The following is an 18,998-nucleotide window of genomic DNA, read 5'->3' as shown; positions in this document are numbered from 1 at the left end:
GATCAGTCCAGGTCGGCCGGGGTCAGGAACGCGGCCAGCGCCGCCGCGTAGGCGGGCACGTCGGCCGCCGCCATGAGCTCGCGGCAGGAGTGCATGGCCAGCTGTGGGGCGCCGATGTCGACGGTCGACATGCCGGTGCGCGCCGCCGTCATCGGGCCGATCGTCGACCCGCACGGCAGATCCGCGCGATGCACATAGCGCTGCAACGGCACCTGCGCCTGCGCACAGGCCAGCGCGAACGCGCCAGCGCCCGCCGCGTCGGTGGCGTAGCGCAGGTTCTGGTTGACCTTCAGCACCGGTCCGCCGCCGATCTCGATGCGATGCGCGGGCTCGTGCCGCTCGGGGTAGTTGGGATGGGTGGCATGGGCCATGTCCCCGGAGGCGACGATCGAACCGGCCAGCGCGGCAAGGTAATCCGCGCGCCCGCCGCCGCGGGAGAGCACGATCCGTTCCAGCACCGCCGGCAGCAGATCCGACTGCGCGCCCCGGTCGGACTGGCTGCCCACTTCCTCGTGGTCGAACATCACCAGCACCGGCGAGGCCGCGCCCGGCTCGTCGACCGCGGCCAGGAACGCTTGCAGCCCGGCATAGCAGGTGCCCTGGTTGTCCAATCGGGGCGCGCTGACCAGATCGTGCTCGCGCCCGACCAGTGTGCTCGGCGCCAGATCGTGGGTCATCAGTTCCCAGCCGAGCACCTCGGCGCCGTCGACCCCGGCCCGCCCGGCCACGAAATCCAGGAACGAGACCGCCGGTTCACCGATCCCCCAGATCGCGTTCACGTGCCGCTGCGGGTCCAGCGTCACCCCGCGCCGGTCTTCGGACAGGTGGATCGCCAGCTGCGGCACCCGCAGGATCGGCTCGTCGATGCGCACCAGCTGATCGCGCATCCGGTTGCCCTCGCGCACACTCAGCCGCCCCGAGATCCCGAGTTCGCGGTCCAGCCACGAATTCAGCCAGGCACCGCCATAGGGCTCGAGCCCGACCAGCTGCCAGCCCGCCGACGACAGATCCGGATGCTGTTTCACCCGCAGATTCGGGCTGTCGGTGTGCGCGCCGACCACCCGGAACGGATCGGTGGGCGCGGCATCGAAATCGGCCCACGCGATCAGCGAACCACCGCGCACTACATAGTGTTTCCCGCCCGCGTCATCCCAGGACCGCGCCTCCGGCAACGCCGTGAACCCATTGGCATCGAGTTCGGCGGCCACCGTCGCGCACACGTGGAACGGCGACGGCGAAGCATCGATGAAGGCACACAGTCCACTGGCAGTGGCCGCTGTCAGAGATACAGGCATGCGCCCGATACTAGGGGCTAACGCTGCGCGATGACCCCGAGCGCGGTGACGAGATCGCCGTAGCGGCGGGCGCCGAGGCGGGCGCGCAGTTCCTCTTCGGCGATCTGCTCCTCGGCCCTGATCCGGGCGACGAGTTTGGCGCCGAGGCTGCTCAGCCCGATGAGAATGCGCCTGCGGTCGTCGGTGGCGGCGACGCGGAAGATCAGGCCGCGTTCGGCGAGATGGTCGGCATGGCGGGTGGCCGAGGAGGGGGCCAGCCGGGCCAGCGCCGCCAATTCGGACATGGTGATGCCCTCGTCGGTGGACAGCTGCGACAGAATCGCCCAATGGTCGGCCGAGAGATTATCGGCCGACAGCGCGGATTCGAGACGGCGGACCCAGTTACGCTCGGCGCGGCGCAGCGCAGCGTGCAATGTGGAAAACCCACTTATGATGGACACCGATTGCATTCCCACCTGCCGAAACATTCCGTCGAACGAAACCGTTCACCTAGGCGATAGAGTACCGAATGCCCACGTTCCCCGAGAGCCGGGAGGAGACGATCGAGATTCTCTCGATCGTCCCGACGCAGGGCCCGGGTGGCATCATCGCACCATCGTGCACGGCCGCGATTTCGCTTGCCGTCGACGAAATCAACAGCAGCACAGGAATTCTCGGCCGCGAAATCCGGATGACGACAATCGACGGCGGCCGCCCGCCGCACGAGGTCGCCACCGAGGTCGAGGCCTTCCTGGCGACCGGTATGGTCGGCGCCATCACCGGCTGGCACACCTCGGCGGTGCGCCGCGCGGTCGCCGACGCGGTGGGCGGGCGGGTGCCCTACCTGTACGCGACCGATCACGAGGGCCTCACCGACGAACGGCCCGGTGTGCTGATGGTCGGCGAACATCCCGATCACCAGACCGTGCCCGCCGCCGCCTGGATGGCCCGCGAACTCGGTGTGCGGCGCTGGGCCGTGATCGGCAACGACTACATCTGGCCACGTCAGACGGTGCGCGCATTGCGCCGCGCGCTCCCCACGCCCGGCGACATCGTGCTCGAGCGCTATGTCCCGCTCGGCACCACCGATTTCCACGCCTTCCTCGACGACCCGGCGCTGCTGTTCGCCGACGCGGTCCTGGTGCTGATGGTCGGCGCCGACACCGCCCGCTTCAACCGGCAGTTCACCGCGACCGGCCTGCCGGCGATCATGCCGCGACTGAGCCCGGCGGTGGACGAGAACGTGCTGCTCAGCGCGGGCCCGAAGGCCAACGACAACCTGTACGTGGCCTCGGGATTCTTCGTCGACGACCACACCGCCGACGGCCGCGACCGGCGCGCCCGCTATCGCAGGCACCAGGGCTCCTTCGCCCCCGCGCTGACCACATTCAGCAATTCCACCTACGAGGCGGTGCACCTGCTGGGCACCCTGGCCGACGCGGTCGGCACCCTCGACGTGGACACCATCACCGCGCGCCTGGCCGACGGCATCACCCTGGACGGCCCTGCCGCCCGGCACGGGTTCCACGGCAATCAGGCCGTCGGCCCGGCCTTCCTGGCCAGAGCCGACGGCGTCGACTTCGACATCATCGACCGGCTGCCCTAGCGACCACCACGCCCCGACCCTGAGGAGGGGCAGGCCGACGAAGTCGGCCGTCGCGGCCGTCCCGCCGCGACCTCGAGCGCGCCAGCGCTCCAAAAACTCAGGCGTTGACCAGGGTGTCGAGTACCGAATAGAACATGCCGAGGCCGTCGTCGCTCGGGCCGGTCAGTGCCTCGGTGGCGTGCTCGGGGTGCGGCATCAGGCCGACGACGCGGCCGTTGGCCGAGGCGATGCCCGCGATGCCACGCTGCGAACCGTTCGGGTTGTCGCCCGCGTAGCGGAACACCACGCGACCTTCGCCCTCGAGTTCGTCGAGCACGGCCTGCGACGCCTGGTAGCGGCCCTCGCCCGACTTCAGCGGGACGAGGATCTGCGCGCCCGGCTCGTAACGGGAGGTCCACGCGGTGTTCGTGGCCTCCACCTTCAGCCATTCGTCGCGGCAGATGAAGTGCAGGCCCTCGTTGCGGGTCAGCGCGCCGGGCAGCAGCCCGGCCTCGCACAGCACCTGGAAACCGTTGCAGATGCCGAGCACCGGCATACCCTGGCCGGCCGCGCGCACGACCTCGCCCATCACCGGCGCGAACCGGGCGATGGCGCCGCAGCGCAGGTAGTCGCCGTAGGAGAAGCCGCCGGGCACGATGACCGCGTCGACATCCTTGAGGTCGGCGTCGGCGTGCCACAGGCTCACCGCCTCGCCACCGGCCAGGCGCACCGCGCGGGCCGCGTCGACGTCGTCGAGCGTGCCAGGAAAAGTAATGACGCCGATGCGACTCACGAGACCCGAACGACCTTCCAGTCCTCGATCACGGTGTTGGCCAGCAGCGCCTCGGCGATCTGCTCGAGCTCGGCGTCGGAGACACTCTCGTCCACCTCGAGCTCGAATCGCTTGCCCTGCCGCACATCCGAGATTCCGGCGAATCCCAGACGCGGGAGCGCGCCGACCACGGCCTGCCCCTGGGGGTCCAGGATCTCGGCCTTCGGCATGACCTCGACCACGACTCGTGCCACGCGTTGCTCCTCATGTGGTGTGGGGGTTTACTCCAGAAATCCTAGTTGACCCGGCCGTCGTACCCGCCTTCCGGGGTCGCGGCGGCTTAGCATCGGCGTATGCGTATCGCCCACTTCGGCCATTCCTGCATCCTCGTGGATCTGCACGGCGTGAAAGTGCTGTTCGATCCCGGCACCTTCGCGCACGGTTTCGAGGGCATCACCGGACTGGACGCGATCGCGGTGACCCATCAGCATCCCGACCACATCGACCCGAACCGGATCGAAGCGCTGATCGAGGCCAATCCGGCCGCCCGCCTGCTGTCGGACCCGCAGACCGCCCAGCAGCGCAGCGAGGGCTGGGAGCCGGTGTCGGCCGGTCAGGTACTCGATATCGGCGAGCTCCAGATCACCGGCGGTGGCGGGCGCCATGCGGTGATCCATCCGGAGATCCCGGTGATCGACAACACGGTCTTCCAGCTCGGCACCGCGGCCGACCCCGCCCAGCTGGTCCACCCCGGCGACTCGCTGTGGGTGCCGCCGGTCCCGGTGGGCGTGCTGGCCATCCCGGCCGTCGCCCCGTGGATGCGGATCTGGGACACCGTCGACTACCTGCGCGCGGTCAACCCCCGCACCGCCATCCCGATCCATCACGGGATCGTCGCGCCGGCGGCGCAGGGCGTCTACTTCGGCAGGCTCACCGAGATGGCGCCGGCCGGCACCGAGTTCCGGGTGATCCAGCCCGAGGATCAGGCGCAGTTCTGATCAGCGGTAGCTGCGCAGGAACAGTGCCTCGGCCAGGGCCATGTGCTCGATCTCGGTCGGGTCGACACTCTCGTTGGGCGCGTGGATCAGGCATTTCGGTTCTTCCACCCCGATCAGCATGATCTCGGCCTTCGGATAGGTGTCGGCGAAGACATTGCACAGCGGGATCGAGCCGCCCTGTCCCTCGGTGGTCACCTCGCGGCCGTAGGCACTCGCCAGCGCCCGCGACAGCGCGGTGCGCGCAGGCCCGCGCTCGGACGCGACGAACGGCTCACCGAGCGCCTCCACCTCGATCTCGATGCGGGCATTCCACGGCACATGCGCACGCAGATGCATTTCCAGCAGGTCGAGGGCCTGTTTCGGTTCGGTACCCGGCGGAATGCGCAGGTTGAGCCGGGCCCGGGAACTCGGCTGGATCGCCGCCGACGACCCGACCACGGCGGGCACGTCCAGGCCGAGCACGGTCAGCGCGGGCCGCGCCCAGACCATGTCGGCGACGGTGCCGCTGCCGAGCAGGTCGACGCCGTCGAGCACGCCCGCATCGGCGCGGAAGTCCTCGACCGGGTACTGCACGCCCGCCCACTTCTGGATGTCGGTGAGCCCGTCGATGGTGGTGTTGCCGTGCGAGTCGCGCAGGGTGGCCAGCAGCTGGATCATCGCGGCGAGCGCGTCCGGGGCCGGGCCGCCGAACATGCCCGAGTGCATCGGCCCCGCCATCGTCGTCACCGTGACGACGACATTGACGTTCCCGCGCAGGGTCTGGGTGAAGGTGGGCACACCGACCGCGAAGTTGCCGCAGTCGGCCACCAGGATGACATCGGCGCTGAGCATGTCGGGATTGGCGGCGACGAACTGCTCGAGCCCACCGGTGCCCTGCTCCTCGGACCCCTCCGAGACCACCTTGATACCGATCGGGAAGTCCGGCCCGATCGCGCGCAGGGCCGTGAGATGGGTGACGATATTGCCCTTGCAGTCGGCGGCGCCGCGACCGTACCAGCGGCCGTCCTTCTCGGTCAGCGTCCACACGGGGGTGTGCCAGGCGGCGTCATCGAGCGGGGGCTGCACGTCGTAGTGGCAGTAGAGCAGCACCGTCGGCGTGCCGGGCGGTCCCGGCTTGTGCCCGATGACAGCCTTGCTGCCGTCGGGTGTCTCGTGCAGGTCGACCTCGGTCAGCCCGGCGGCGGCGAGTGCGTCGGCCACCCACTGCGCTGTCTGCTCGCATCCCGCGGGCGGGAACTGCCGTGCGTCGGCCACGGACTTGAACGAAACCAGTTGGGTGAGATCCTTTTTCGCCTGGTTCATCAGCCCGGAGACCGTGGTACGCAGCGCGGTCACTTCGGGTGTTTCGGTCATTGCCTCACGCCTCACTTCGTGGTGTCGTCCAGTTTCAGGGTGTCGAGATGAGAGAGATAGTCCGGCAGTCGATCCGGGCAGTAGGTGGCGATGGTCAGCGCGACCGCCTCGGTGGTGTCGCGGGGTCCGATCACCGGCCGCCGGCCAGGCCCGGCCGCGCCATTGGTGATCGAGGCCTGGTATTTCGCCCTGATCAGCGGGGCGCCGGGGTCCTGGCAGACCGAACCGCCGTCGTCACCGAGCGCATTGGCGATCACCCCGACAGCGGGTGCGGGCAGGCCGGCGACAAGCAGATTGTTGTGCAGCTGTTCGGCTTTGGCGTGCGCCCGGGAATTCTCGCGGATTTCGGTGAAGGTGAACAGGCCGGTCAGCGCGAAGACGACCAGCAACCCGGCGGCGGTGAGATAGATCCAGCGGCGCTTGCGGTCGGGAGCGTCTCCGGTGGTCATGCCTTCTCCCCTTCCGGGACGGCGCGTTTCCAGCTGTCACTGCGATTTCGGTAGAACAGATACGGGATGAGCAGGCCGACGATGCCCATACCGCCACCGACGATGAGCACATAGATCCACGGGCTGCCCGCACCGAATTGCGAAGGCGGCACGAAACCGATCGCGAAGGCGGCGATCGAGGACGCGGCGCCGAGCCCGCACAGCGCGAACAACATCGGCGCCCGATAACCGCGTGGATGAGCCGGATCGTCGCGGCGCAATTTCGCGGCCGCGGCGAACATCAGCACGTACATGATCAGATACACCTGCGTGGTGATCACCGACAGAATCCAGTACGCGCTGGAGACATTCGGGATGAAGGCGTAGAGCAGCGCGATCAAGGTGGTGAACACACCCTGGGCGACCAGCATGTTCTGCTGCACGCCGTGTTTGTTCAGCGTGGTCAGGATCGGCGGCAGATAGCCTTCGCTGCGACCGATCAGCAACAGCCCCTTGGACGGTCCGGCCAGCCAGGTGAGCATGCCGCCGAGCGCGGCGGCCACCAGCGCGATGCCGACGATCGGGGTGAGGAATCCGATCCCGAAGTGGCTGAAGAATCCGTCGAAGGCCTGCATCACGCCCGCGGTGAGGCTCAGGCTGGCCGCGGGCACCACCCAGCTGATCGCCAGCGCGGGCAGGATGAAGATCACCAGCACCAGGCCCATGGCCAGGAACATCGCCTTCGGGAATTCCCTGGCGGGATTGCGCAGCGAGGACACGTGCACCGCGTTCATCTCCATGCCCGCGTAGGACAGGAAGTTGTTGACGATCAACACCAGGCTCGCCAGCCCGGTCCAGGCGGGCAGCAGGTGCGACGAATCCATCGGCGCCGCCGACGGATTGCCCTGCGCGAGAAAGACCAGCCCGAGCACCACCAGCACCGTGCCGGGAATCAGCGTGCCGATGACCAGACCCATACTCGACAGTCCGGCAACGGTTTTCGTGCCCTGCGAGGAGACGTACACCCCGGCCCAGTAAACGGTGATGATCACGATCGCCACATACAATCCGTTGCCGGCCAGTGACGGATGAATGATGTACGCGAAAGTGCTCGCCACATAAGCGAGCAGGCTCGGATAGTAGAAAATGGTCATGGCGAACTGGCACCAGACGGCGAGAAAGCCGAGTGGCTTGTTCAGCCCCTCCCCGACCCATTTGTAGACCCCGCCCTCCCAGCCCGAGGCGAGTTCCGCGGCGACCAGCGAGGTCGGCATCAGGAACAGAATCGCGGGTATCACGTAGAGGAATACACAGGCGAGTCCGTAGACCGCCATTGTCGGGGCCGATCGGAGGCTGGCCACCGAGCTGGTGGTCATCAACGCCAATGTCACCCAGGACAAATACTTCGTCGTCGTCGCGGCTTTCGTCGCGGTGCCCGTCATCAGCGCTGCCTCCTGCTGTGTCTGCACAACTAGCGGAAACCCTCGATCACCTGCCGACGCATAGTAACCGCTGAGCATCCGCCCGGTAGGCTCGAAACGAGCTAGACCGCAGCTAACCCCGGGCAGTGCATTCACCGACTGGAGGAACCGTGGCCGAGAATCGCGAAGATCTGTTCAGCCGTCCCGGCTTCACCCGCCCCGCACCCCACGGCGGTTTCCCCATCCACGAGCTCATGCCTGACGTCGCCTACGAGATCGTGCACGACGAACTGATCCTCGACGGCGTCTCCCGGATGAACCTGGCGACCTTCTGCACCACCTGGATCGACGACTCCGCGCGCAAACTGATGACGGAGTCGACCGACAAGAACATCGTCGACAAGGACGAATACCCGCAGACCGCCGAGCTCGAGCGCCGCTGCGTCCGCATGCTCGCCGATCTGTGGCACGCCCCCGACCCCGCCACCACCCTCGGCACCTCGACCACCGGCTCCAGCGAGGCCGCGATGCTCGGCGGACTGGCGGCCAAATTCCGCTGGCGAGCGGCCGGCGGCACCGGGACACCGAACCTGGTATCCGGGCCGGTCCAGGTCTGTTGGGAGAAGTTCGCGCGCTATTTCGATGTCGAACTGCGTCAGGTACCGCTACGCGGCGACCGATACACACTGCACCCCGATGACCTGCCGAAATACTGCGACGCCAACACCATCGCGGTGGTACCGACCTTCGGCCAGACCTTCACCGGCCTCTACGAGGACGTGGCCGCGATCAGCGCCGAGCTGGACCGTTTGCAGGCCGCCGGCGGCCCCGATATCCCGATTCACGTCGACGCGGCCAGCGGCGGCTTCCTCGGCCCGTTCACCGCGCCGGAACTGGTGTGGGACTTCCGGTTACCCCGGGTGAAATCGATCAACGCCTCCGGCCACAAGACCGGCCTGGCCCCGCTCGGTGTCGGCTGGGCGCTCTGGCGCGAACCCGCCGACCTGCCACGGGAGCTGATCTTCGACGTCGACTACCTCGGCGGCCACATGCCGACGTTCAATCTGAACTTCTCCCGCCCCGGCGGCCAGGTGATCACCCAGTACTACGACTTCATCCGGCTCGGCCGCGCCGGTTATACCCGGGTGCAGTCGATGATCTATCTGGTCGCCCGGCATTTCGGGCGGGGTCTCGGCGCGCTCGGCCCGTTCGAACTGATCCACGCGGGCGAACCCGCGCACGGCATCGCCGCGGTGGCCTGGCGGCTGACCGGCGGCGCCAACTACAACCTCTACGACCTCTCGGACCGGCTCCGCGCACGCGGCTGGCTGATCGCCGCCTATCCGCTGCCCGCCGGCCGGCAGGACGAGACCATCATGCGCGCTGTGTTCCGGCACGGTTTCACCGTCGACATGGTCGACCTGCTGCTCGACGACATCCGCCGTGGCCTGCGCCAGCTCGCCGACAACCCGTGGACCACCCCGCTGACCCGCGAGCAGGCGGGCGGTTTCACCCACGACGGCGCACCCGAAGTGTCCTGAGCCGGACCGTCGCCGCGCGCGCTGATCGCCGACGGCGCGCGCGGCGACTCAGGCGGCCCGGCTGGCCGGGAACTGCTCCCAGCGGTACACAGTGCTGCGGGCGCCGTGATAGAGCGCGAGGTCGACGGCGTCGAGCATGGCCTGGCGCGGGCCGGAACGTTGCAGCTGCGCGGCCGAGATCGCCAGCCGCAGCACACCGCCGCGCCGCGCGGTGCGGGCCGCGCCCATCACCAGCGCCCGGCACCACCACGGCTCGGCCCGGAAGCCCTCGCCGATCCCGTACACCCTGGCCCGTTGCGCCACATCACGTTCCAGGTCGAGCATGGTCAGCAGCCCGAGCGCGAGCCGGAAGCCCACATCGGGCAGGGCGGCCAGCGCACCGGCCGAGGCGTCCCAGCGCGGCGCGGCGAACAGCCGGGTGCGCAGCTGCACCTGTTCCATCACCCGGTCGGCCGCGGTCAGCCGCAGCCGGGCCTCGTGCCGGGGCAGGTTCGCGAACTCCGCGCGCCGGGATTTGGTGGCCGCCTGGTCGTACCCGTGCAGCACGATCGCGTCGCCTTCCAGGCGCCTGCCCCGCAGCCATGACTGCGTCGCCGGATCGTCGACCAGCCGGTACTTGCCCTTGAGCCGGGGCGCGACCAGCAGCGATAACCGCACATCCCGCTGGTCCATCTCCGCCGCGAACTCGATCGCGGCATCGCGCGTCGTATCCCGAATCCCGGAGACGGAAACGATCAGCTCAGCGTTCATGAAGCAACGATGTCAGCCCCAGATGACGCCCGCGTGCTGCCCAGATGACACCCCGACGAACATCACCAGGGCAGGCACGAAAGTGATCACGCGTCGGCGAGGCCGACCTTGTCCAGCACCCAGGCGTACTCGAAGCCGACTTCCTTCCACTTCTCGTAGCGCCCGCTCACGCCGCCGTGACCCGCGGTCATCTCGGTCTTGAGCAGCAGTTCGCTGTCGCCGGTCTTGGTGGCGCGCAGCTTGGCGACCCACTTGGCCGGTTCGACGTAGAGGACGCGGGTGTCGTTGAGGCTGGTGATGGCCAGGATGTCCGGGTAGTCCTTGGCCTCGACGTTCTCGTACGGCGAGTACGACTTCATGTACTCGTAGACATCTTTGTCCGCCAGCGGATTTCCCCACTCGTCCCACTCGATCACCGTCAACGGCAGCGACGGGTCAAGGATCGAGGTGAGCGGGTCGACGAACGGCACATTGGCGAGGATGCCGGCGAACAGTTCGGGCGCCAGGTTGGCGACCGCGCCCATCAGCAGACCGCCCGCGCTGCCGCCGTCGGCGATCAACCGGTCCGGCGCGGTCACACCGGCGTCGACGAGATGCCGTGCAACCGAGACGAAGTCGGTGAAGGTGTTCTTCTTCAGCAGGGTCTTGCCGTGCTCGTACCAGAGCCGGCCCATCTCACCGCCGCCACGCACATGCGCCACCGCGAACACCATGCCGCGATCGAGCAGCGACAGCCGCGACACCGAGAACGACGGGTCGATGCTGGCCTCGTAGGAGCCGTAACCGTAGAGCAGCACCGGCTTCGGGCCGTCGGCGGGCAGTCCGCGACGCTGGATCAGCGAGATCGGGATGCGAGTGCCGTCCTGGGCGACGGCCCAATCACGGTGCTGTTCATAGTCGTTCGCGTCGTACCCGCCCAGCACCGGCTGCTCCTTGCGCAGCAGCAGCTCACCGGTCGCGGGCACGTAGTCGAACACCTGCATCGGGGTGATGAACGAGGTGACCCCGACCCGCAGCGTCGGCTGCTCCCACTCCGGGCTGGAACCCGCACCGGCGGAGAACAATTCGAGCCCGAAGTCGAGTTCTTTCAGCTCGCCGTAACCGTCGGCGGTCAGCGGCCACACCGACAGGCGCGGCAGCGCGTCGCGGCGGTAGCCGAGCACCAGGTGATCGGCGAAGGCGTCGATGTCCTCGAGGCGCACGTCCTCGCGGTGGCCGATCAGGGTGGTCATGTTCGACGGGTCGTCGGCGGGTGCTTCGGCGAGCACGAAGTTCTCCGCCTTCACCCCGTCGACCACATCGTTGTGCAGGATCAGGAAGCGGTCCGCGCCACCGATCACCGCGTGTTCGGCGGAGTACTCCACCCCTTCGCGGCGCGGCAGCAGCACCCGGAACGCGCCCTCGGGGTTGTCCGATTCCAGCACCCAGCCCTCGGTGGTGATCTTGGAACCGAGCCAGATCATCAGGTACTTCTCGGAACGGGTGGCGCCGACACTGACCCAGTAGCGCTCGTCGGGCTCGTGGAACACCGTCACGTCGGCGTCGGAGCCGGTGCCGACGCGGTGGCGCCAGACTGTGTCGGGCCGCCAGGATTCGTCGACGGTCTGATAGAAGATGTGCGTGCCGTCCAGCGACCAAGTCGCACCCGGCGCCGCGCCCGCCACCTCGTCAGGCAGCAGCTCCCCGGTGACCAGATCCTTGATCCGCAGCGTGTAGCGCTCGTCACCGGTGCTGTCGACCGAGTAGGCCAGCCGTTTGCCGTCGTGGCTCAGCGAGAACGCGCCGAGCGCGAAGAAGTCCAGACCCTCGGCGAGGACATTGCTGTCGAGCAGCACCTCCTCGCCCTCGATCGAGGTCTCCGCCTCCAGCTGCGGCGGGGTCCAGGCGTCGATGCCCTCGGCATTCGCGTCGATGGGACAGCGGCAGTGCACGCCGTACTGTTTGCCCTCGAAACTGCGCGAGTAGTACCAGTACTCGCCCAGCCGGGTGGGCACCGACAGATCGGTCTCCTGGGTGCGCGCCTTGATCTCGTCGAAGATCTTGTCCCGCAGCGGCTGCAACTGGTCGGTCCGCGCCTCGGTATAGGCGTTCTCGGCCTCCAGGTACGCGATGACCTCGGGATCTTCCTTCTCCCGTAGCCACTCGTACTCGTCGACGAACGTGTCGCCGTGATGCACCCGCTCGAAGGGCACCTTCTTCGCGATCGGCGCCGACACCGTCTCATTCTCGCCAGCCATCCCCCCACCGTAGCCGCCCCGCCCCCACCCGGCCCGGCAACTCACCCGCGCGCGACGAGCGTGCGACCCTGACATCGAGCAGTGCAGTGACACCCCGAGTCGACCAATGGAAAGGCCCATCGTGACCGATCTGAGCGGAAAGACAGTGGTTATCACCGGCGCGGCGCGCGGTATCGGCGCCGAGGCCGCGCGCCAGGCCGTGGCGGCGGGCGCGAATGTCGTCATCGCGGACGTGCTGGCGGAAGAGGGAGCGGCGACCGCCGCCGACCTGGGCGAACGAGCCAGATTCCACTCCCTCGACGTGACCTCCGAAGAACACTGGGCCGAGACGATCGCCTTCACGAAACGTGAATTCGGCGGTGTCACCGGACTGGTCAACAATGCAGGCATTTCCACCGGCCAGCCGTTCGAAACGGAAACGCTCGAGCATTTCCGGAAAGTGCTGGAGATCAACCTGGTCGGCGTTTTCCTCGGTATGCGCGCGGTGGTGCCCGATTTCAAATCGACGGGCGGCGGTTCGATCGTCAACATCTCCTCCGCCGCCGGGCTGATGGGCCTGGCGTTCACCGGCAGCTACGGTGCGACGAAATGGGGCGTACGCGGCCTGACCAAGGTGGCCGCCGTCGAGAACGGCACCGCGAACATCCGGGTCAACTCCATCCATCCCGGCATGACCTACACCCCGATGACCTCGGTGACCGGCATCCAGGAGGGCGCGGGCAACTACCCGAACACCCCGATGGGCCGGGTCGGCGAACCGGCCGAGATCGCCGCCGCGGTGGTGTTCCTGCTCTCCGACGCCGCCTCCTACATCACCGGCGCCGAACTGGCCGTCGACGGCGGCTGGACCGCGGGACCGACCATGAAATACGTGATGGGCGAGTAACGGCGACGGCCCGGCTGCCACGGCGATGTCGCCGTCGAGCCGGGCCGTGCGGAAAGCCTCAGGCGCCGAGCGCGGGCCCGATGGTGGGCCAGGAGGCGTGCAGCGCGTCCTGCCAGTACGACCAGGAGTGCGTCCCGACCGGGTGGTAGTCGATCTTCGCACCGATCCCCGCGGCCCGCAGCCGCTGGTCGAAGGCGACCATGCAGGTGTTCACGCCCAGTTCGATCGGGCCGCCGAGGAAGATGTTCTCCGCCAGCTGCGGCTTGAGTTCGGCCTCGTGCGGGCCGGGGATACCGGTGCCGGTGGACAGGTACAGCGCCTTGCCGCGCAGGCCATCGACCATCAGCGCCGGATCGTGCGCGGCCCATTCGGGGCTGCCGGGCGCACCCCACATATTGATCGGATTACCACCGCGATTGGCGATGGAGAACATGATCGCCGCGGCCGCCATCGCCGAATCGGGGCACGCGCTGTAGCCGGCGACGGCCCGGTAGAGGCCGGGGTGGCGGGCGGCCAGGATGTAGGCCGCGTTACCGCCCATCGACAGCCCGCCGATGCCGTTGACACCGTTGCCGTTGAACTGGCCGTCGATCAGGCCGGGCAGTTCCTGGGTGAGGAAGGTCTCCCACTTGTACCGGCCGAAGTGCGGATCGTCAGCGATCCAGTCGGTGTAGTAGCTGGCCTGGCCGCCCATCGGCAGCACCACATTCACGTTCTTGCCGCGGAAGAAGGCCTCGGCGTCGGTGGCGTTGGTCCAGGTGCTCTGGCCGATGCCCGGGTCGAGCCCGTCGAGCAGGTAGTACGTGCCGCGCGAACCGCCGCCCGCCGGGTGCAGGACCTGCAGGTCCACATTGCGCCCCATCGCCGGCGAGGTGACCGTGATGGCCGTGCGGGTGGGACTCAGCTCGTTGACCCCGACGATCTGCGCCGCACCGGCGGGTGCGGGGTGCACCACTGCCGGTCCGATCAATGCGATGGCGAAAGCCAGCACTGAAGCAGCAACACCTGTACGACGCACGACCCACCCTCCATAACCGCATGCCAATGACAGTCCAAGGTAACCCATGGGTGTGGCAGATCACAGCATTCGGCGTTTCGGGCGTTTCTTCAGCAAACTCCCCGGTACGCAATGACCGGTTCGCCCGGAATCGCTGGTCAGCGGGTGAGCGCGCCCCGGATCGAGCCGGCCAGATAGTCCAGATCGGCCCGCGCCGGCGTGGTCGCCCTGGCGCGCAGCCCGAACCCGTCACCGGGCGTGCGCGGAATCACGTGCAGGTGCACATGGAAGATCTCCTGCCCGGCCGTAACCCCGTCGGCGAGAAAGAAATTCACCCCATCGGCGGCGACCTCACTGTCACGCAGGGCCGCCGCGATCCGCTGCCCGACCTGAAAGAGCTTGCCGCCCAGCGCCGGATCCAGCTCGGCCAGACTCGGCGCGCCCACCTTCGGCACCACGAGCACGTGGCCGGGCGTCAGCGGACGAATGTCCATGAACGCCACCACATCCTCGTCCTCGTACACCTTGGACGAGGGCGCGCGCCCGGCGATGATGTCACTGAAAATCGTGTACGGATTCACGCGCGTACGGTAGCGGGCCCGGTATTTTCGTGCACTTCGGCCGTCCGCAGTCAGAAAACTGACTGCGGCGAAGCGAATTGCACGAATACGCCGGATCAGAGAATCGGAGACGGCGTATACCTGGCCGCTTCCGGATTCGCCTCGACCAGCTTCTGCACCTGCGCGACCACCTCGGCCACCTGGTCGGCGGCCGCGCCGACGAACGCCGACTTGTCGGCCAGCGCCGCGTCGAGACCGGCCCGGTCCAGCGGCATCCGGTCGTCGGCGGCCAGGCGATCCAGCAGATCGGGCTCGCGGCCCTGCTCGCGCATGGCCAGCGCCACCGCCACCGCGTGCTCCTTGATGACCTCGTGCGCGGCCTCGCGGCCGACGCCGGCGCGCACCGCCGCCATCAGGATGCGGGTGGTCGCCAGGAACGGCAGGTAGCGCTCGAGTTCACGCGAGACCACCGCCGGGTAGGCGCCGAACTCGGCGAGCACGGTCAGGAAGGTCTCCATCATGCCGTCGATGGCGAAGAAGGCGTCCGGCAGTGCGACCCGGCGCACCACCGAGCAGAACACGTCGCCCTCGTTCCACTGCGCGCCCGACAGTTCGGCCGCCATCGAGGCGTAACCGCGCAGCACCACCTGCAGCCCGTTGACCCGTTCACACGAGCGGGTGTTCATCTTGTGCGGCATCGCCGACGACCCGACCTGGCCGGGCTGGAAACCCTCGGTGACCAGCTCGTGGCCCGCCATCAGGCGGATCGTGTGCGCGAACGAGGACGGCCCGGCGCCCAGCTGCACCAGCGCGGAGAGCACGTCGAAGTCCAGCGAGCGCGGATACACCTGGCCGACGCTGGTGAACACCGAGGCGAAGCCGAGGTGGGTGGCGACCTGCTGTTCGAGGGCGGCGAGCTTGCCCGCGTCACCGTCGAGCAGGTCGAGCATGTCCTGGGCGGTGCCCATCGGGCCCTTGATCCCGCGCAGCGGGTAGCGGTCGATCAGCTCACGCAGCCGGGTCAGCGCGACGAGCACCTCGTCGGCGGCGGAGGCGAAGCGCTTGCCCAGCGTGGTGGCCTGCGCGGCGACATTGTGCGACCGGCCCGCCATCACCAGCGTCTGGTACTCGGCGGCCCGCTCGGCCAGCCGCGCCGCGATGGCGATGCCGTGCCGGTAGACGTGCTCGAGCGAGAGCCGCACCTGCAGCTGCTCCACGTTCTCGGTGAGGTCGCGGCTGGTCAGGCCCTTGTGCACGTGCTCGTGGCCGGCCAGCGCGTTGAATTCCTCGATGCGCGCCTTCACGTCGTGGCGGGTGACCCGCTCACGCTCGGCGATCGAGGCCAGGTCGACCTGGTCGATCACCCGCTCGTAGTCCTCGATCACCCCGGCGGGGACATCGATCCCGAGCTCGGACTGCGCCCGCAGCACCTCCAGCCACAGCCGGCGCTCGAGCACGATCTTGTTCTCGGGCGACCAGAGCGCGACGAGCTCCGGGCTGGCGTATCGAGTGGCGAGGACGTTCGGGACAAGGCTCACGAACGTTCAGTCTAATTGGCGCACGCGTTCGGGCTGCTGGGGCATCATGTTCGGGACCACGGGCGGGGCGACGATGTCGATCATGTCGAGCAGACCGGCCCGGGCGGGGCGGCGGGGCTCGGGTTGCCCCTCGATCAGCGCGCCGACCACCGCGCTGTCGACCACGGCGACCAGCCTGCGTAACTGCTCGGGGCGCACCACTCGATCGGAGCGGCGCAGCACGTCGGCGAGCAGCTCTTCGAGCTGGGTGCGTAGTCGTAGCTGGACCTCGCGTAACTCGGGGTGCCGGGCGGAGGCGACCGAGCGTTCGTAGCGGGCGATCAGCTGACCGCGTGCGTCGAGATCGCTGTCGTCGGGACCTACCAGCAGATCGAGTACCAGGTCGACGGTCGCCTCGGCGCCGCGTCTGCGATGGCTGACCTCGCCGACGCGGCGGCGCATCGCGTCCAGTTCGATCGCCCCGCTGAACTCGACGGCGCGGGCGATCAGATCTTCCAGGGACTCGAAATAGTAGGTGGTCGAGGCGAGCGGAAGATCGGCCCGCGACGCCACCGAGCGATGTCGTACGGCATCGAAGCCGCCCTCGAGCAAGAGTTCAGCCGCCGCCGCCACCAGTGCTTGGCGACGTCGTTCGCCTTTCGGGGTCGTTGCGGTGGTCACCGTGCCATCGTGCCAGTCATCATCAGTTCAACCGTGCGCAATCGTCATCGGGGAAACGCGGGGAAATCGGGATAACTGAGTTCTACCGCATCCTGGCACGGAAGTGTTCGTACTAGGGAAAGTTGTTGTTGCACATCACTGTTGACAGCTGAACTGGTCAGTCCTTCAGGAAGCGTCCCAACCGGTCGATGGCTGCGGCGATGTCGTCGGTGGCGCCGGCGAAGGAGAACCGGACTGTTCGGTCACCGTGCGCGGTGTCGAAGTCCAGGCCGGGCGCGAGGGCGACACCGGTCGCGGCGAGCACTTCGGCGCACCAGGCCCGCGAATCGCCGGTCAGGTGCGAGATGTCGGCGTAGGCGTAGAAGGCGCCGTCGGCGGGTGCCAGCTCGGTGATGCCGATCGTCGGCAGGCCGTCGAGCAGCAGCGACCGGTTGGCGGCGTAGCGGCGCACGTGCCCGTCGAGTTCGTCCTTGGCTTCGGGGCCGAAGGCGTGCACGGCCGCGTACTGCGAGATCGCGGGCGGGCACACGGTCATATTGGAGGCCAGGCGTTGCAGGGCCGGGCGCAGGTCGGCAGGCGCCAGCATCCAGCCCAGCCGCCAGCCGGTCATCGAGAAGTACTTCGACACCGAGCCGATCACCACCGCGTCGCGGGAGAACTCCCAGGCCGAGGCGGTCGGTGTCGCGTCGTCGAAGGTGATGCCGTGGTAGATCTCGTCGGAGATCAGCAGGGTGCCGTGCGTCTCGCACCAGCGGGCCAGTGCGGCGAGTTCGGCCGGGTCGATCATGGTGCCGGTGGGGTTGGCCGGGCTGGCGACCACCAGGCCGGCGGGCGGTTCGGGCAGGGCGTCGAGCATCGCGACCGTCGGCTGGAAGCGGGTCTGCGGGCCGCAGTCGAGTTCGACGACACGACAACCCAGCGCGGTGAGGGTGTTGCGGTAGGCGGGATAGCCGGGCCGGGCGACCACCACGGTGTCGCCCGCGTCGAAGGCGGCCAGGAAGATCAGCGTGAACGCGCCGGAGGACCCGGTGGTCACCACCACCTCGTCCGGATGCACGTCGTAGCCGTAGGTCTCACTGTGGTGGCCGGCGATGGCCTCACGCAGCGGCAGGATGCCGAAGGTCTCGGTGTAGCCGAGCAGTTCGTGGTCGATGGCGGCCCTGGTGGCGCGCAGGACCGGCGCCGGCGCCTGGGTCGACGGCTGCCCCGCGGCCAGGACCAGCACATCTCCGTGCGACCTGGCGCGTTCGGCTGCCGCTTTCCACACATCCATCACGTAGAAAGGGGGAATGGTCGACCGGCGCGATTCTCTGGACACTCGACAGACGGTAGAGCACCCGATTGCGCGCGTTCACAGATATGGTCGGCACAATGGCTTCGACAGCGAGGACGCAGCCACCGACACGGCCCAGCCGGCCGCGCCGGGGCCGGGGTGCGGGGGCGATATGAGGCAGAGATCGACAACGAGCAAACAACCGGACGCCCGTACCCGGTTCACCACAACGACGCTCTCGTCATCCGCGTCGCCGAAGCCGCCCGCACCGAGGTGCGCGACCCGGTGAAACGAACCCTGACCCTGCGCGCCCAGCGCGACCGCCGCAAAGCACCCACACCACCAACACCCACCGACGAACCCACACCAACCACCGCCCCACCCCCCAAAGGCGCGGCGACAACCCCCACCGCGACGCAAACCGGCGGGGTGTCGGCGACACACACCACCTCCACACCAACCGACGGTGCGTCAGCGGCAACCACCCCGACACAAACCGCCGGGGCATCGGCAACACCACCCACCACGACGCGAACCGGCGAGGCGTCGACGACATCCACCACCGCCACACCAACCGACGGTGCGTCAGCGGCAACCACCCCGACACAAACCGCCGGGGCATCGGCAACACCACCCACCACGACGCGAACCGGCAAGGCGTCGACGACACACACCACCTCCGCTCGGACCGAGGAGGCGTCGGCGACGACCCCCACCACGACGCA

19 protein-coding genes are annotated in these 18,998 nt (G+C 68.3%); 4 read left to right on the top strand and 15 right to left on the bottom strand.

All coding sequences use genetic code 11. The features are described 5' to 3' along the window. Positions 1 to 2: 2 nt before the first annotated feature. Together ACFXK0_RS23710 and ACFXK0_RS23705 are read right to left on the bottom strand one after the other, a co-directional pair. Entirely contained in the window at positions 3 to 1,295 is a 1,293-nt protein-coding gene (locus ACFXK0_RS23710; RefSeq protein ID WP_379412891.1) for a M18 family aminopeptidase, read from the bottom strand. 17 nt (positions 1,296 to 1,312) lie between these two features. Next, positions 1,313 to 1,708, bottom strand: coding sequence for a MarR family winged helix-turn-helix transcriptional regulator (locus ACFXK0_RS23705; RefSeq protein WP_379412890.1), 396 nt, complete (start codon positions 1,706 to 1,708; stop codon positions 1,313 to 1,315). A gap of 95 nt (positions 1,709 to 1,803) precedes the next feature. On the opposite strand from ACFXK0_RS23705, the gene ACFXK0_RS23700 reads away from it, so the two are divergent. Further along, positions 1,804 to 2,880 carry a substrate-binding domain-containing protein gene (locus ACFXK0_RS23700; RefSeq protein ID WP_379412889.1) on the top strand — a complete coding sequence of 359 codons (1,077 nt, stop codon included), beginning with the start codon at positions 1,804 to 1,806 and terminating at the stop codon, positions 2,878 to 2,880. A gap of 97 nt (positions 2,881 to 2,977) precedes the next feature. On the opposite strand, the gene purQ is transcribed toward ACFXK0_RS23700, so the two are convergent. Further along, positions 2,978 to 3,652: a phosphoribosylformylglycinamidine synthase subunit PurQ gene (gene purQ / locus ACFXK0_RS23695; protein ID WP_379412888.1), complete on the bottom strand. Its 675-nt coding sequence runs from the start codon at positions 3,650 to 3,652 to the stop codon at positions 2,978 to 2,980. Next, positions 3,649 to 3,885: a phosphoribosylformylglycinamidine synthase subunit PurS gene (gene purS / locus ACFXK0_RS23690; RefSeq protein WP_022565847.1), complete on the bottom strand. Its 237-nt coding sequence runs from the start codon at positions 3,883 to 3,885 to the stop codon at positions 3,649 to 3,651. Before purS ends, purQ begins: the two co-directional genes overlap by 4 nt. A gap of 99 nt (positions 3,886 to 3,984) precedes the next feature. Between purS and ACFXK0_RS23685 the strand changes: the two genes are divergently transcribed. Continuing rightward, positions 3,985 to 4,629: an MBL fold metallo-hydrolase gene (locus tag ACFXK0_RS23685; protein ID WP_379412887.1), complete on the top strand. Its 645-nt coding sequence runs from the start codon at positions 3,985 to 3,987 to the stop codon at positions 4,627 to 4,629. Here ACFXK0_RS23685 and ACFXK0_RS23680 read toward each other — a convergent pair whose 3' ends face one another. Genes ACFXK0_RS23680 through ACFXK0_RS23670 form a run of 3 tightly spaced genes read right to left on the bottom strand, consistent with a single transcriptional unit; the run spans position 4,630 to position 7,852 of the window. Beyond that, positions 4,630 to 5,982 carry a dipeptidase gene (locus ACFXK0_RS23680; RefSeq protein WP_379412886.1) on the bottom strand — a complete coding sequence of 451 codons (1,353 nt, stop codon included), beginning with the start codon at positions 5,980 to 5,982 and terminating at the stop codon, positions 4,630 to 4,632. It lies immediately after the preceding gene. Positions 5,983 to 5,993: 11 nt separating this feature from the next. Next, complete coding sequence (locus tag ACFXK0_RS23675) at positions 5,994 to 6,431, bottom strand: hypothetical protein (RefSeq protein WP_379412885.1); 438 nt, start codon at positions 6,429 to 6,431, stop codon at positions 5,994 to 5,996. Further along, positions 6,428 to 7,852 carry an APC family permease gene (locus ACFXK0_RS23670; RefSeq protein ID WP_379412883.1) on the bottom strand — a complete coding sequence of 475 codons (1,425 nt, stop codon included), beginning with the start codon at positions 7,850 to 7,852 and terminating at the stop codon, positions 6,428 to 6,430. Before ACFXK0_RS23670 ends, ACFXK0_RS23675 begins: the two co-directional genes overlap by 4 nt. Positions 7,853 to 8,001: 149 nt before the next feature. Here ACFXK0_RS23670 and ACFXK0_RS23665 point away from each other — a divergent pair, with 149 nt between their 5' ends. Then, positions 8,002 to 9,372: a glutamate decarboxylase gene (locus ACFXK0_RS23665; protein ID WP_379412881.1), complete on the top strand. Its 1,371-nt coding sequence runs from the start codon at positions 8,002 to 8,004 to the stop codon at positions 9,370 to 9,372. A 48-nt stretch (positions 9,373 to 9,420) separates the two neighbouring features. On the opposite strand, the gene ACFXK0_RS23660 is transcribed toward ACFXK0_RS23665, so the two are convergent. Both ACFXK0_RS23660 and ACFXK0_RS23655 read right to left on the bottom strand, forming a co-directional pair. Continuing rightward, complete coding sequence (locus ACFXK0_RS23660) at positions 9,421 to 10,122, bottom strand: DUF2334 domain-containing protein (RefSeq protein ID WP_379412880.1); 702 nt, start codon at positions 10,120 to 10,122, stop codon at positions 9,421 to 9,423. Between the two features lie 86 nt (positions 10,123 to 10,208). Further along, positions 10,209 to 12,359: a S9 family peptidase gene (locus ACFXK0_RS23655; protein ID WP_379412879.1), complete on the bottom strand. Its 2,151-nt coding sequence runs from the start codon at positions 12,357 to 12,359 to the stop codon at positions 10,209 to 10,211. A 106-nt stretch (positions 12,360 to 12,465) separates the two neighbouring features. Between ACFXK0_RS23655 and ACFXK0_RS23650 the strand changes: the two genes are divergently transcribed. After that, the gene (locus ACFXK0_RS23650) at positions 12,466 to 13,245 is read left to right on the top strand and encodes a glucose 1-dehydrogenase (RefSeq protein WP_379412878.1); all 780 of its coding nucleotides are present in this window, start codon (positions 12,466 to 12,468) and stop codon (positions 13,243 to 13,245) included. Between the two features lie 58 nt (positions 13,246 to 13,303). Here ACFXK0_RS23650 and ACFXK0_RS23645 read toward each other — a convergent pair whose 3' ends face one another. The 6 genes from ACFXK0_RS23645 to ACFXK0_RS23620 all read right to left on the bottom strand — a co-directional run bounded on the left by ACFXK0_RS23645 (position 13,304) and on the right by ACFXK0_RS23620 (position 18,992). Then, positions 13,304 to 14,263, bottom strand: coding sequence for an alpha/beta hydrolase (locus tag ACFXK0_RS23645; protein ID WP_379412877.1), 960 nt, complete (start codon positions 14,261 to 14,263; stop codon positions 13,304 to 13,306). A gap of 137 nt (positions 14,264 to 14,400) precedes the next feature. Then, positions 14,401 to 14,823, bottom strand: a complete 423-nt coding sequence (locus tag ACFXK0_RS23640) for an HIT family protein (RefSeq protein WP_379412875.1) — start codon at positions 14,821 to 14,823, stop codon at positions 14,401 to 14,403. Positions 14,824 to 14,918: 95 nt separating this feature from the next. Then, positions 14,919 to 16,340 carry an adenylosuccinate lyase gene (gene purB, locus ACFXK0_RS23635; RefSeq protein ID WP_379412874.1) on the bottom strand — a complete coding sequence of 474 codons (1,422 nt, stop codon included), beginning with the start codon at positions 16,338 to 16,340 and terminating at the stop codon, positions 14,919 to 14,921. A 6-nt stretch (positions 16,341 to 16,346) separates the two neighbouring features. Further along, complete coding sequence (locus ACFXK0_RS23630; protein ID WP_379412873.1) at positions 16,347 to 17,000, bottom strand: TetR/AcrR family transcriptional regulator; 654 nt, start codon at positions 16,998 to 17,000, stop codon at positions 16,347 to 16,349. Between the two features lie 157 nt (positions 17,001 to 17,157). Continuing rightward, positions 17,158 to 18,318, bottom strand: coding sequence for a pyridoxal phosphate-dependent aminotransferase (locus tag ACFXK0_RS23625; RefSeq protein ID WP_379412872.1), 1,161 nt, complete (start codon positions 18,316 to 18,318; stop codon positions 17,158 to 17,160). A 176-nt stretch (positions 18,319 to 18,494) separates the two neighbouring features. Beyond that, positions 18,495 to 18,992 (bottom strand): hypothetical protein, encoded by a 498-nt coding sequence (locus tag ACFXK0_RS23620; RefSeq protein ID WP_379412871.1) that lies wholly within the window; start codon positions 18,990 to 18,992, stop codon positions 18,495 to 18,497. Between the last annotated feature and the right edge of the window lie 6 nt (positions 18,993 to 18,998).

This window comes from Nocardia sp. NPDC059177 (assembly GCF_042755165.1).
Lineage (GTDB): Bacteria > Actinomycetota > Actinomycetes > Mycobacteriales > Mycobacteriaceae > Nocardia.
The sequence above is the reverse complement of the archived record's forward strand: the minus strand, read 5'-3'. Positions and strand labels throughout refer to the sequence as shown.